The 13708-nt window shown below is 35.3% G+C and carries 14 protein-coding genes; 3 read left to right on the top strand and 11 right to left on the bottom strand.

Translation table 11 applies throughout. The features are described from left to right. Nucleotides 1-219: 219 nt before the first annotated feature. On the top strand, nt 220-417 hold the full coding sequence (locus BAQ49_RS32970) for a hypothetical protein (RefSeq protein WP_165616048.1): 198 nt from the start codon (nt 220-222) through the stop codon (nt 415-417). 569 nt (nt 418-986) lie between these two features. Here BAQ49_RS32970 and BAQ49_RS14935 read toward each other — a convergent pair. Then, nucleotides 987-1448, bottom strand: coding sequence for a homoserine dehydrogenase (locus BAQ49_RS14935; RefSeq protein ID WP_071745967.1), 462 nt, complete (start codon nt 1446-1448; stop codon nt 987-989). Nucleotides 1449-1846: 398 nt separating this feature from the next. Next, nucleotides 1847-2227, bottom strand: a complete 381-nt coding sequence (locus BAQ49_RS14930; RefSeq protein WP_071745966.1) for a hypothetical protein — start codon at nt 2225-2227, stop codon at nt 1847-1849. Between the two features lie 659 nt (nt 2228-2886). Between BAQ49_RS14930 and BAQ49_RS14925 the strand changes: the two genes are divergently transcribed. Next, nucleotides 2887-3255: an FtsB family cell division protein gene (locus tag BAQ49_RS14925; protein WP_071745965.1), complete on the top strand. Its 369-nt coding sequence runs from the start codon at nt 2887-2889 to the stop codon at nt 3253-3255. Between the two features lie 246 nt (nt 3256-3501). On the opposite strand, the gene BAQ49_RS33570 is transcribed toward BAQ49_RS14925, so the two are convergent. After that, nucleotides 3502-3705 (bottom strand): hypothetical protein, encoded by a 204-nt coding sequence (locus tag BAQ49_RS33570; protein ID WP_341865896.1) that lies wholly within the window; start codon nt 3703-3705, stop codon nt 3502-3504. Between the two features lie 45 nt (nt 3706-3750). Continuing rightward, nucleotides 3751-3966 (bottom strand): hypothetical protein, encoded by a 216-nt coding sequence (locus BAQ49_RS33565; protein ID WP_084667455.1) that lies wholly within the window; start codon nt 3964-3966, stop codon nt 3751-3753. A 316-nt stretch (nt 3967-4282) separates the two neighbouring features. On the opposite strand from BAQ49_RS33565, the gene BAQ49_RS14915 reads away from it, so the two are divergent. Continuing rightward, complete coding sequence (locus tag BAQ49_RS14915) at nt 4283-4480, top strand: hypothetical protein (RefSeq protein WP_071745964.1); 198 nt, start codon at nt 4283-4285, stop codon at nt 4478-4480. 439 nt (nt 4481-4919) lie between these two features. Here the strand turns inward: BAQ49_RS14915 and BAQ49_RS14905 are convergent, their stop codons facing one another. The 7 genes from BAQ49_RS14905 to BAQ49_RS14875 are packed head-to-tail and all read right to left on the bottom strand — an operon-like array spanning nt 4920 to nt 12920. Then, nucleotides 4920-6860: an AMP-binding protein gene (locus BAQ49_RS14905; RefSeq protein ID WP_071745963.1), complete on the bottom strand. Its 1941-nt coding sequence runs from the start codon at nt 6858-6860 to the stop codon at nt 4920-4922. Nucleotides 6861-6909: 49 nt separating this feature from the next. After that, a complete protein-coding gene (locus BAQ49_RS14900; protein ID WP_071745962.1) occupies nt 6910-8451 on the bottom strand; it encodes an acyl-CoA carboxylase subunit beta in 1542 nt (513 codons plus the stop codon). Nucleotides 8452-8453: 2 nt separating this feature from the next. After that, nucleotides 8454-9242 (bottom strand): enoyl-CoA hydratase, encoded by a 789-nt coding sequence (locus BAQ49_RS14895; RefSeq protein ID WP_071745961.1) that lies wholly within the window; start codon nt 9240-9242, stop codon nt 8454-8456. A 4-nt stretch (nt 9243-9246) separates the two neighbouring features. Next, nucleotides 9247-10158 carry a hydroxymethylglutaryl-CoA lyase gene (gene mvaB, locus BAQ49_RS14890; protein ID WP_071745960.1) on the bottom strand — a complete coding sequence of 304 codons (912 nt, stop codon included), beginning with the start codon at nt 10156-10158 and terminating at the stop codon, nt 9247-9249. A 21-nt stretch (nt 10159-10179) separates the two neighbouring features. Continuing rightward, nucleotides 10180-10395: an acetyl-CoA carboxylase biotin carboxyl carrier protein subunit gene (locus BAQ49_RS14885; RefSeq protein WP_001987345.1), complete on the bottom strand. Its 216-nt coding sequence runs from the start codon at nt 10393-10395 to the stop codon at nt 10180-10182. A gap of 26 nt (nt 10396-10421) precedes the next feature. Continuing rightward, nucleotides 10422-11759 carry an acetyl-CoA carboxylase biotin carboxylase subunit gene (locus tag BAQ49_RS14880; RefSeq protein ID WP_071745959.1) on the bottom strand — a complete coding sequence of 446 codons (1338 nt, stop codon included), beginning with the start codon at nt 11757-11759 and terminating at the stop codon, nt 10422-10424. A 15-nt stretch (nt 11760-11774) separates the two neighbouring features. Then, nucleotides 11775-12920: an acyl-CoA dehydrogenase gene (locus BAQ49_RS14875; RefSeq protein WP_000397266.1), complete on the bottom strand. Its 1146-nt coding sequence runs from the start codon at nt 12918-12920 to the stop codon at nt 11775-11777. Nucleotides 12921-13708 lie beyond the last annotated feature (788 nt).

Genomic DNA, 13708 nt, shown 5'->3' with positions numbered 1-13708 from the left:
ATAACGTTTCCTTCAACAAGTGTTTGTTGATTAATATTATAACCAGAAGTTCTCTCAACTCTTTCTTGAAAATTAGCATAGTTTGTATGAATTCTATATTTAAAAGCACTCTATCATATAAAAGTAAAATAATAGGTTAATAAACAAGCCATTCTTTTACTAAAACATAGAATAATAGTAATCCTATTGAAGGGAGGTATAAAAGAATGTCCTGGAAAAATGATTGCTGGAGTTCTAAGAAAAAGCATTGTTGTGATGACTGGTGGAAATCTAAAGAAAAGAATCATTGTGATGATGATTGGAGTTCTAAACGAAATAAGTGTCGTTGTAAGTGTTTCTTTATTTGTTGTCATTGCAAAAGAAAAAATTGGTAATATTTTCAATGTCAACTTAAAGGAAAAAATATGTCTTTTGTGACCGATAAATAATAGAATGTAATATACAAAAAGCTGACTAAATATAGTCAGCTTTTTGTATATTAACACGTAGAGATCTAAACTGGCATCTATAGTTACAAGTTGAGTTGAGTTGAGTATTGAAAAATAAGCTGACTCTTATAAATCAACTTTTTAATTCCTTCACATACACATAAGCTTTATTTACAATAGTAAGTTTTTCCTTTACTATGAGCACTTTGTATTACAGTGTTCCTGTAACACTTAATTTTGCATCAATAACAAACCCTCAGCATACTCACTTCATCACTGCGACAACATAGGGTTTATCATTTCACGTTTACTATGAGTTATCCATATCTTATATTTTGTGTAGCTAGCCCAAACGCTAAATCCCTTGGTACTACTAGCATCATAACACTTCGTCTTTATAGTTACATAAAGCATTAACAATGAGTAACTATAAATTAGCATTCGTGTTATTCTTCTCTGTCTACCACATGAGCTCTCCTATGTAACTAAAAAATACACCTTAAATGAGTGGTCTTTTTACAAGTAACAATTTTTCTTTTATGCAAGTGAATAAAAAGATTACATTATCCCTCCAAATGTAATTGTTCCTAGTAAGCCTAATAAAACAAATCCTGTCAAACAAACAAAATCAGCAAGACAAATTGAAGACTGCGATAACGGCACAAATGACCTACTTGTATTAGATCCATAATGTTTTATTTTCTCATAATTTATTTCTAACATTACGTGTAGACATGATACACATTCTTCAGTTGTTTGAATAGATTCATCTTCTAATCTCTCCAATAACCTACTATTAAGAGCAAACGGAAGCGAATACTGCTTGTCTAATTTCATATTTTGATAAATTAATTGTAAACGAGATAACATATTATTTTTCTTTTTCTCAGATTTCACTTTACTTTTCATATTATTAAATTCATTTAATAACATCGTCAATTCATCTCTGCAGCCATATAAATCTTTAGCTATTCTTCTTTTTAGTTTGTACGAATGAATAATTGATTTAATTTCAATCATTTTATTACACTTCCTAATTAAATTTTATTTAACCCAATATTTTATAAATAAACAGTACTTTTAAATACTATTTAAAATACACTTAAGTATCTTGATTTACTATCGATTAATATTACATTAACCTTACACATTTGTAATAATTTCTTTAAAATCCCTCCCGAACGAACATGCGTTTCTTCTCGGTCAATTTTAGGTCAGAAGTTAATTGCGTCATTTATACAAACACCCCTGATCTATTTTGTTAATAAAAAATAAGAAAGCGGACACCAAACTACAGAGCAATATAACAACGCCCTTTTTAGTTTGATGTCCACTGGTTCTTCCAGTAGGACTAAATTTATAATTAGTATTATTATAGCCTTTTCTCATATTTTAGTTTATTTCTCATTAGAAAAAAATTATTTTATATAGATTACTATAAGCATCCATAAAGCCAAGGCGCCAATGATAGCGAGCGCTATACGTGTAGATAGTACTCTTAATTCAAAGTTTGTTTTCTTGGAGGGTTCAGGATATGCAATTATGTAGATCCCTTTTAATAATGCAAGCCACGCAATAACCGTTATGAACCCTTGCCAGTTAAATACCCATACATTGTGTAGGATCACAGTGCCTAGCCCTAGGAAAATCGATAAAAAACCGTACATAATACCAAAACCTCTGTCTTCAACCACTAATTTTTTTAATTCACGTAGTACCGATGGACGTACGAAAAGTATTCCCGATACGATAACCGTTACCCATCCCCAAAACAATCCTAAAAAAGTGCTAGTTTCCATTTTTATTTCACCCCCTCAGTTATTTATATTTCAGATATTCTCCCCTTTAGAACAATTCCAACACCTATATATAGGCTAAATTCTGCTCTTTATTCATACAAATATGGCATATTCAATACCTATCCTTAATCACTTCACTTCTCTACGAAATGAAATTTTTATATCATTCCTCGTCATCATCTATCCGAATCAACCGAAGTCTCTTTGTACTATTACCGCACACTTTTTCATAGCTTGGATAACATGCACCGAAGCCAATATAATGATTTATTCGCCTTTTCGCTAGCCTCTAAAATTGCCCCCTCTGTTATAAAAGGATCACCTTGATACAATGTATTCTCGCTTGTTCCATGGAACCACCATTATTCCCCGCCCTATTAAAATAACGTTTTTGTTTCAAATGATGCCCTTATTGATTTGGATGAATTTACCAATATTTTACCAAAAATTCATGAAATCGTTAATTAATCGAGTACGTCATTACTTGATGATTACCCTTAGGAGCCTCGCGGACAACCGGTGTTTCTTTTATGTAAATAAGGATTTTGTTTAAACTTTGCGATATGCAACTATATTAAAATATCTTCTAAAATTCCCATTAAACATTTATAATAATTTTAAACGGTTTAAATTCTACAATCAGTAATGGAGGCATTTTAATGGGAAACATCCCAAAAGTATCATCACACCAATCAAATCCTAATATACCCTCACAGCAAGTGAACCCTAATACCCAACAAGGTAATATAAAAAAAACAAGACGCCGTTTTATAACTACTTTGGCTATTATATTACCTATAATTTTTGTCCTTCAATATTCTCTGAATAACCAACAAGAAATGATTAAAGAAAAACAAATCACGCTGAATACGGAGCAACAAAAATTATCTTCTTTAAAGAAGGATGGTCATACCCTTAAAAATGATGTTAAAGTTTTAACAGGTAGTGAAGAAGAAATTTTAAAATTCGCAAGGAAACTGTATGGATTTTCCAAACCGAATGAAACTATATTTCAAATAACTGAATAAAATTACACTGCATTATCCAAAAGGCGATATGAAAATAATCGCCTTTTTATATTTAATTTCTAAAGTAATCATGCTAATCTCTCTTTCTATCATATAACTATTTTGTTCAATTTATTAAAATACAACCGCTTGTCCAGTTCACTTTTCTCTATCATTACATTTACTATTAGTAATACGATTTTTAGAGGTGATATATAATGGACGAGTTTTTATCTTTTGCTGCACTTAATCCGGGTTCTATTGGACCTACACTTCCACCGGTTCAACTGGATCAACCGGATCAACCGGACCAACTGGATCAACCGGACCAACTGGACCAACTGGATCAACCGGATCAACTGGACCAACTGGATCAACTGGACCAACTGGATCAACCGGACCAACTGGACCAACTGGATTTAATCTTCCTGCTGGGCCTGCATCTATTACCTTGACTTCTAACGCAACCACAGCATGTGTATCCACTCAAGGAAATAATACTTTATTTTTTTCGGGTCAAGTATTAGTAAACGGTAGTCCTACTCCAGGAGTAGTAGTCAGTTTTTCATTTAGTAATCCTTCTCTTGCTTTCATGGTTCCTCTTGCTGTCATTACCAATGCCTCAGGTAATTTTACCGCTGTATTTCTATCCGCTAATGGGCCTGGAACAGTAACCGTTACTGCTTCACTTCTTGATTCCCCTGGAACAATGGCTAGCGTCACTATTACCATTGTAAATTGTCCGTAATGGTTTTATTTTTAAGGACTAAGAAATTTCTGATAAGATGAGCACTGATTTACAGTGCTCACCTTATCATTGGGATGTTCCTTTCAAATGAAATTTCGTAACACCCTACTAAAATAACGCTTTTATTAAGAACTAATGATCTTTATATTTCTTAAGCTTGTCATCACAGGTAATTTTTATAATTAGTTAATTTCTCAATGTGGTTTGTGTATATAATTCCATTCACAGATACATAATACCCACGTAACTATTTAAAAACACTTCGTTTTTATATCTAAGTTCAAAAAGGAGCTACATAACATGGATAAAAAAGATTTATTAAGTCAACAACTTGATCATGTGTCATCGGATGCGCTGAATACTCCTAGTAAAGCCCAAGAGCAAATGCAAGAAACATCTCAGCAGGCACATGATTCAAACAAAAAGGACAGTCCTCAAGCTTTACATGGTGAAGATTTACCAATTTCAGATGTATATAGAACAACGAACAAACAGTAAATTTAAAAGGGAAAAATCTTAAGAACGAGTGAACTTAATCCTTTTCCCTTTTCCTATTTAAATAACACTTTTATATGCAGCACGTACACATTTTTGACACATCCACTATCACAATCTCCTGAAAATTCGTGATAATATTAATTTGTCGAATACGCCAAATTTCGACATTGAACGACAATATTATCTCCCTTATTGAATCCCTGTCCCCCAGGGATTTCTCCTTTTATTCATTACTTTTTTCTTCACTAAGTTTTCATCCTTAACAAAATTCAATCACTCCAATGAATAGACATGCCACAATCCTATTTTGATAAAAACTATAAAACAAACATACGTAATAATACTAGTAGAATTTTTTTACTTCAAATTTACTTCTTCCCTCGTCTCTTTTTATAAACATTAAAAATGAGCTCTATTTACATAGAGCTCATTCCTAAATTTATAATTTACTAGACTGTAGCCCCTGAATATGTGGAACTACTTCTGGATTTACAAGTGATGATAAATCTCCTAATTCTTTTCCTAAGTAAGCCGCTTTAATGACGCGTCGCATTACTTTAGAATTACGTGTTTTTGGTAAATCCTCTACAACGTGGATATCCTTTGGACATAATGCTTTTCCGATATGAGAATTTACTAGACTCATTAATTCTTTCTTTAAGTCTGCTGTAAATATTACACCGTCTCGTAATACTACAAAGCAATGACAAACCTCACCTTTTACATCATCAGGTACACCAATTGCAGCTGCTTCTATTACATTAATATGTTTCACAAGAATAGACTCATATTCAGCAGGTCCAATACGTTTACCTGCAATATTTAACGTATCATCTGAACGTCCTGTAATGATATATTGTTCACCATCATAAATAACCCAGTCACCATGAACCCATTTATTTTCAAATCGTGACCAATATGTGTTCACATAACGCTCATCGTCTTCCCAGAAACTTTTCGTCATTCCAACCCAAGGTTTCTCTAAACATAATTCTCCAACTGCATCACGAATTGGTTTTCCTTGATCATCAAGTACAACCGCTGCCATACCAGGTAATGATGCGTTAAAACTAATTGGTGCGATTGGCTTAATTAGAACATTACCGAAAATCCCACCAGAAATTTCAGTTCCGCCTGAATAGTTACAAATTGGGACATTCCCTTTTCCAACCGTTTCAAACAGCCACATCCATGGATCTGGATTCCAAGGCTCTCCTGTAGATGCGAATACTTCTAAACTCTTTAAAGAATGTTTATTCACATACGCATCACCTTTTGCCATTAATGCACGGATTAACGTTGGCGAAATACCAAGATGAGTAATTTCATATTTATCGACTGTCTCCCATAAGCGGTCTGCTTCTGGGAAGTCTGGGACACCTTCGTACATAACCATCGTTGCTCCGTTTATGAGTGAACCGAATAATAAAAATGGCCCCATCATCCAGCCCATATCAGTTACCCATAATACACGGTCGCCTTGTTTTATATTCATTCCAAACCCTGCATCAAATGCAGATTTTAAAGGGAAACCAGCATGCGTGTGTACTGTCCCTTTCGGCTTACCAGTCGTTCCTGATGTATAAATGAGCATTAATGGATCATCACTTTGCATTTCTTCAGCATGTATGAATGGTTTTTCTTTTTCTAACGTACTCCATGAAAAATCGTAATTATGCGGTGTAAAATCATTTCCAGCATGCCGAACAATTACCACCTTTTCAACAGTTGGACAATGTTCACAAGCTTCATCTACTTCATCTTTTAAAGAAACAATTTTCCCGCGGCGTGAAAATCCATCTGCGGTAATAATCATTTTTGAACCTGCCGCTTGCACACGTGTCATGACTGCATCAGACGCAAAGCCTGAGAATATTGGTGAAATAATTGCTCCGATTTTCATTACAGCTAGCATCGCAACAACTGTTTCTGGAATCATCGGCATATAAATTGTTACACGATCACCTTTCTCAATACCCGCGTGTTTCAAACCATTAGCAACACGGCTTACCCAGTTGTCAAGCTCTTCATATGTAAATGATTTTGAAGTTCCATTTTCCCCTTCGTACTGAAGTGCTGGCTGTATTCTTGTCTCTTCATCCGCAAGCCAGCGGGATAAAGCTGATTCTACAACGTTACATGTTCCGCCATTATACCACTGTGCAAACGGTGTACCATTTTCTAAATCTAACACTTCTGTATAAGGTTTCATCCATTGATAGCCAACTGCTTTTTCTGCCTCTCCCCAAAACCACGCTGTTTCTTCAATTGATTTATTATAAAAAACTTCGTAATCTTCGTATCCTAATGATTTCATCCAACTAAATAAACGCGTTTTTTCTTTATATTCTTCTGTTGGAAACCAAACTGCTTGTTTCAATGTTTTCCCCTCCTTGACTTATTGAGCAAGAAAGCCCTTAATAGGGCTTTTAAACTGGATATACAGGATGTTTACGATCCGTAAATACTTGATATTTACTCATATACATTTCGAAACGTCCTTTTAACTCTTCACGTAAATTGTTTGGATGAACAATACCATCAATCACCATCTCTGATGCTAAATGATAAATATCAATATCTTTCTTATACTCTTCACGTTTTTCAGCAATGAAGCTTGCACGCTCTTCTTCTGGTAAAGCTGCAATCTTATTTGCATATACAGCATTAACCGCTGCTTCTGGACCCATTACTGCAATAGAAGCTGTCGGTAATGCTAAGCAGCAATCTGGTTCAAATGCTGGACCTGCCATTGCATATAAACCAGCTCCATATGCTTTTCGAACAATGATAGAAATTTTCGGTACAGTTGCTTCACTCATTGCAGAAATCATTTTTGCACCGTGGCGAATAATACCAGCACGCTCTACTTTTGTACCAATCATAAATCCAGGTACATCTGCAAGGAATAATAATGGAATATGATATGCATCGCATAAATTAATAAACTTCGCTGCTTTATCAGCTGAATCGTGGAATAATACGCCGCCTTTCATACGCGGTTGATTTGCAATAATACCAACTGGCTTACCATCAATACGTGCTAAGCCTGTAATTAGTTCTTGAGCAAATAATTTTTTCACTTCATAGAAAGAACCTTCATCAATAATTCTATTAATAAGATCTTTCATATTGAAAGGAGCATTTTGATTTTCTGGAATGATTTGTTCTAACGTTTTATCGAATTGTTTCGGTTCTTGAGGTGTAACCAATGGAGTCTTTTCTAAGTAGTTGTTTGGAAAATATGAAATGTATTGTCTTGCTTGTGTAATCGCATCTTCTTCTGTTTTACATAAAACATCTCCGCATCCTGATACAGAGCAATGCATACGAGCTCCGCCCATCTCTTCTAACGTTACCTTCTCACCGATAACCATCTCAGCCATACGAGGAGATCCTAAATACATAGATGCGTTACCTTCCACCATCATTACAACATCACAAAAGGCTGGAATATATGCGCCTCCAGCTGCCGAAGGTCCAAATAATAAGCACACTTGCGGAACTTTACCTGATAATTTCACTTGATTATAGAAGATTCTTCCTGCACCACGGCGCCCTGGGAACATTTCAACTTGATCAGTAATACGTGCTCCAGCAGAATCGACTAAATAAAATAACGGAACACGTAATTTTTCAGCCGTTTCTTGAATACGTAAAATCTTTTCAACTGTACGAGCTCCCCATGATCCGGCTTTCACAGTTGAATCATTTGCCATTACGCACGCAGTACGCCCATGTATTTTACCCGTTGCCGTTACAACACCATCAGCTGGTAATCCTGTTTGCTCACAATTTGCAAATAATGCATCTTCTACATATTCGCCATTATCAAATAGAAGAGCTAAACGATCTCGAACAAATAGTTTTCCTTTTGCTTTGTTTTGTTCATGATATTTCGGTGCTCCGCCTTGTTTAATCGTTTCAACTCGTTCTTCAAAAGTATTAGATTGTTGTTTTTGATCTAACATATTTACTCCCCCTTATACATCGGTTTTCGTTTTTCCTTAAATGCCTGTAATCCTTCTAATCTATCTTCCGTATGGATCACACCCTCGTACGCCTGTTTTTCCATTTGTAATCCGGTATGTAAATCTACTTGAATACCATTAGAAATTGCTTCTTTTGCTAATCGAACAGCAATGGGACCGTTACTAGCAATTTGATTTGCAATTTCAATTGCTTTCTCTTCTAGTAAATCAGCTGGTACGACGAATTCTACTAAACCATATTCTTTCGCTTCTTGCGCCGAAATACGTCTTCCTGTATAAATTAATTCTTTCGCTCTACCAACGCCAATTAATCTCGGTAACCGCTGCGTACCACCTGCTCCAGGTATAATGGCAAGTGTAGTTTCAGTAAGACCAAGACTTGCAGACTCAGCCGCAATTCTAAAATCACAAGCTAAACTTAATTCAGTACCACCGCCAAGTGCAATTCCATTTATAGCGGCAATAACTGGTTGTGGTAATTGTTCAACCATTTCCATAGTAGAACGAATCATACCAACAGCATGACGAACTTGTTCTTCGTTCATACCAGCTCGCTCTTTTAAATCTGCACCAGCACAAAACGCTTTTTCGCCAGCACCTGTTAAAATAACTACACGTGTATTTGACTCTTCACTTATTTCCGTTAATATTGTTTGCAATTCTTCCAATAACGCAAAAGATAAAGAATTTGCTTGTCTTTCTCGATATAACGAAATCTTTACAACATGCGGTGTTACATAGTCAACTGAAATGTTTTGTAATTGTAGCATCTTCTCACCTACTTATCGTTTTATGTTGAAGCGCTCTATACACATGACTCGGTAATTGGATATTTAACTTACTTTGAATAAACTGACTAGCCCTCAATAACTTTTCTTCATCAATATTAGTTTGGACCCCGAGCTTATGGAGCATATGTACTAAGTCATCAGTAGCAACATTACCCGATGCTCCAGGTGCATAAGGACATCCCCCAAGTCCACCACAAGAACTATCAAACGTTGTAATACCATGTTCTAAAGACTTAACTACATTTGCCAGTGCCATTCCATACGTATTATGAAAATGCATCGCAAACTGTGAAGCATCATACTTCTTTAATAGATGTTCTAATACTTGTTCTACTTGTAATGGATTCGCTACACCAATCGTGTCACCGAGAGAAACTTCATAAATGCCGTATGAAAATAGTTGATTACATATTTCGTCAACTGCTGTGACACTTATATCTCCTTCATAAGGACATCCAAATACAGTAGAAACATAACCCCTAACCTTTTTCCCTTCGAATGTTGTCTGTTTTGTTATATCTTCAATGACAGTTAATGCTTCTTTAATTGATTTATTAATATTACTTTTATTATGAGATTCACTCGCTGATAAAAAAACATTCACCTCATCTACATTTTGCAAAAAAGCTCGTTCCAAACCATTTTGATTTGGAACAAGCGCAGCATATGTAACATTTGGATCCCTTTTCAGCTCAGAAAATACATCATTTGCATCCGCTAAAGCAGGAACCCATTTTGGGTGAACGAATGAGGAAACTTCAACGTACGACAATCCGGCTTCTGTAAGTAGTTGAATCCATTTTACTTTATCTTTTGTGCCAACAATCTTTTTTTCATTCTGTAAGCCATCACGTGGCCCTACTTCTTTAATGACAGCAAAATTAGGTAGTTTCAATTCGCTTCCCCCTATATCTCCCTATTCAATTTCTAGTAATACATCTCCTTCATTTACAAAATCGCCTTCTTGCACATTAATTTTCATAACTGTGCCAGCTTCTTCTGAAATGATTGGAATTTCCATTTTCATAGATTCCAAAATGACGACATCCTGCTCTTCCTCTACTGTATCTCCTACTCCTACAACTATCTTCCAAACATTTCCTGCCATCGATGCATATACTTTCGTCATCATTTTTTCCCCCTTAATATTCATAAATCTTATTTTTTAACAAGTTGTTTCGTTACGAAACCCGTTGTATAAATACCACTTTTAAACACATCGTCTCCGAGCACTTGCAGTAGCATCGGTGTATTTGTTTTAATACCTTCAATTTTTAACTCTACTAGAGCATTTTCTAATTTTGAAATTGCCTCTTCACGAGTTTCACCATGAGCAATGACTTTCGCAATCATTGGATCATAAAACGGTGTAATTGTTACATGATTCTCTAAAAAGTGATCAATACGTACATTTGATGGTAATGTTAAATCTGTTATTTTCCCAGGTGAAGGGAAGAATGTTTTCGGATCTTCTGCATAAATACGTGCTTCAATGGCATGACCACTACGTTTTACATCATCCTGAGTAAATGATAGTTTCTCACCACTTGCGATAAGAAGTTGTTGTTCTACAAGATCTAACCCCGTAATTTCTTCCGTAACTGGATGCTCTACTTGTAATCTCGTATTCATTTCTAAGAAATAGAAATTTTTCTGATCATCTACAAGAAACTCAACTGTACCTGCATTTGTATATCCGAGAGCTTTAGCAGCTTGTACAGCCACTTCTCCCATTGCTTTTCGTGTACCTTCATCTAAAAATGGTGAAGGTGCTTCTTCGATTACTTTTTGATTTCGGCGCTGTACTGAACATTCACGTTCCCATAAGTACACTGTGTTACCATGTGTATCTGCTAAAAGCTGAATTTCAATATGATGTGCGTCTGCAATATAACGCTCTAAATACATTTCTCCATTACCGAAGAAATTTTGTGCTCTTGTTTTGTTACTTTCAAATGCTTTGGTGAGCGTTTGCTCAGTTTCCATCAACTGCATTCCAATGCCTCCGCCGCCCGCGGATGCCTTAAGCATTAATGGATAACCAATTTGTTTTGCAATTTCAATTGCCTCTTCAGCAGTATCAATATTTGTAGTAATGCCTGGAACTACTGGTACATCTGCTGCTTGCATTGCTATACGTGACTCAATTTTACTTCCCATCTTCGTAATGATTTCTTCTGAAGGACCAATAAATACGATTCCTTCTTCTTTACAACGAATCGGAAAAGATGGATTCTCTGATAATAATCCGTATCCCGGATGGATTGCTTCAACATTTGTTTTTTTAGCTATTTCAATAATTTTTTCAAGGTTTAAATAGCTTTCTTGGACTCGTGGCCCCCCTACTAGATAAGCTTCATTTGCCATTTTTACATGAAGGGCATTTTCATCAGCCTCAGAATAAATAGCAACGGTACGAATTCCAAGTTTTTGACAAGTTTTCATAATGCGAACTGCGATTTCCCCGCGATTGGCAATTAATATTTTTTGAAACATAGTGATTCCTCCTTTTTATCTACATCCTAAATGTCTAGCAATTACGAGACGTTGAATTTCAGAAGTTCCTTCACCAATTTCTAACAGTTTTGCATCACGAATATGTCGTTCAACTTCATATTCACGCATATAGCCATAACCGCCATGAATTTGTACTGCATGATTCGCTATACGACTTGCTGCTTCAGATGCAAATAGTTTTGCCATAGCCGCTTCTTTACCGAAAGGTTTATCATTATCTTTTAACCAAGCTGCTTTATGTACTAAATTACGCGCTAATTCCACTTCAGTCGCCATATCAGCTAATTTAAATTGAATCGCTTGGAAATTAGAAATCGTTTTTCCAAATTGTTGACGTTCTTTCGCATATTGCAGAGCACGTTCAAATGCAGATTGTGCAATACCTACTGCTAATGCCGCAATTGAAATACGTCCTCCATCAAGTGTATATAAGAATTGTTTAAATCCTTTATTAACATCACCAAGAATATTTTCTTTCGGTACACGTACACCATCAAGTACGATTTCACAAGTATTAGAAGCGCGGACACCCATCTTATCGTAAGGACTTGAGATCGTTAATCCTTCACTTGTAGTCGGTACGATAAATGCAGAAATACGTTTTCTACCATTGTCTTCAACACCATTGATAGCGGTTACAATAATTGTATTTGCATACTCTGCGTTTGTAATCCAGCACTTTTCACCACTAATTACATACTCATCGCCATCTAAAATAGCTTTCGTTTGAGTGCCCCCTGCATCAGATCCAGCGTTCGGCTCTGTTAATCCGAAAGCACCTAATGTTTTACCTGACGCCATTGGAACTAAATACTTTTGTTTTTGTTCTTCTGTACCGAAATAATAAATTGGAGAAGCACCTAATGAAATTGTTGCAGCGTAGCTTAAGCCTGTACCACCACAAGCGCGACCAATTTCTTCAACTGCTAGTGCGTACGATACTGTATCGCCACCTGAACCTCCATACTCTTCTGGGAATGGGATGCCTAATAATCCTAGTTCGCCCATTTTTTGAAATGTTTCATATGGAAATTCCGCAGTTTTGTCATAATATACAGCTTTCGGTGCGATTTCCTTTTCAGCAAAGTCACGTACCATTTCTTTAATCATTTGTTTTTCGCGAGTTAGAGTAAATTCCATTACGCTACACACCCCTTATCGAATATTGAGTTTCGACAGCGTGCGAGTTACTACTACAAACATTACTTCTTAAAAGACACGAATATTAGTTAGACAATTGCTACAATTCTGTCATAACTTAATTTTAAAACAGATTCTGTACCAATGCACAAAAAAATTCCTACATTGTTCTACAACAACACAGGGTGTTTTGTGTCGAAATATGTATTTTTTTGTTTTATAATCTCTATCTTTTTCCGAATCAGAAATTATCACTATCGTTTCTGAGGATGTTTCGAAATATGTTTTTTAATAATACTTTTTATCAAATCGAATTGCCTACAATTTTAAAATAGTAATCAAACCGCTAAGTGTTTTTCTCTTCCCTGCATATTGATGAAATACCTCAGCCAATGCTCATGCCATTTTTAAACCGTGTTTTATAATACCTGAAAATATGCGCACATACATTTCAATTTGATAAATAGAGCGGCGTATGCATTAATAACTAATAAAAGATCTTCTCATGATTTTCAAATACTACCTTTAACGTTAGTAACATTACATCCTAATTTTTTATCCTTCACTTTGTTATGTGCCATAAATAAAGATCTGTAATCAAGTTATATATTTAAATGGCATTCATATTTCAATTAATTTCTAACGTTTTAAAATGTGCGATTGTTAAATGACTTTTAAAGAAATGTTCCCGAATAATATAATTCGACAATCTCTTTTCTTAATCCCATAATTTTAACGTTTAATTTAATCAATTTTTTTCGTTTTTATTTCATGTCGTGTAACATTAC

The sequence above is a fragment of the Bacillus proteolyticus genome, assembly GCF_001884065.1.
Classification (GTDB): domain Bacteria; phylum Bacillota; class Bacilli; order Bacillales; family Bacillaceae_G; genus Bacillus_A; species Bacillus_A proteolyticus.
Note: the sequence above shows the minus strand (reverse complement) of the source record. Positions and strands in the feature narration are given on the sequence as shown.

Bases quoted from the DNA above. Each gene is read 5' to 3' on its own strand.
- BAQ49_RS32970 (WP_165616048.1), top strand. From the start codon at position 220: ATGATTGCTGGAGTTCTAAGAAAAAGCATTGTTGTGATGACTGGTGGA.
- BAQ49_RS14935 (WP_071745967.1), bottom strand. From the start codon at position 1,448: ATGATTGAAATTAAATCAATTATTCATTCGTACAAACTAAAAAGAAGA.
- BAQ49_RS14930 (WP_071745966.1), bottom strand. From the start codon at position 2,227: ATGGAAACTAGCACTTTTTTAGGATTGTTTTGGGGATGGGTAACGGTT.
- BAQ49_RS14925 (WP_071745965.1), top strand. From the start codon at position 2,887: ATGGGAAACATCCCAAAAGTATCATCACACCAATCAAATCCTAATATA.
- BAQ49_RS33565 (WP_084667455.1), bottom strand. From the start codon at position 3,966: ATGGTAATAGTGACGCTAGCCATTGTTCCAGGGGAATCAAGAAGTGAA.
- BAQ49_RS14915 (WP_071745964.1), top strand. From the start codon at position 4,283: ATGGATAAAAAAGATTTATTAAGTCAACAACTTGATCATGTGTCATCG.
- BAQ49_RS14900 (WP_071745962.1), bottom strand. From the start codon at position 8,451: ATGTTAGATCAAAAACAACAATCTAATACTTTTGAAGAACGAGTTGAA.
- BAQ49_RS14895 (WP_071745961.1), bottom strand. From the start codon at position 9,242: ATGCTACAATTACAAAACATTTCAGTTGACTATGTAACACCGCATGTT.
- BAQ49_RS14885 (WP_001987345.1), bottom strand. From the start codon at position 10,395: ATGATGACGAAAGTATATGCATCGATGGCAGGAAATGTTTGGAAGATA.
- BAQ49_RS14880 (WP_071745959.1), bottom strand. From the start codon at position 11,759: ATGTTTCAAAAAATATTAATTGCCAATCGCGGGGAAATCGCAGTTCGC.
- BAQ49_RS14875 (WP_000397266.1), bottom strand. From the start codon at position 12,920: ATGGAATTTACTCTAACTCGCGAAAAACAAATGATTAAAGAAATGGTA.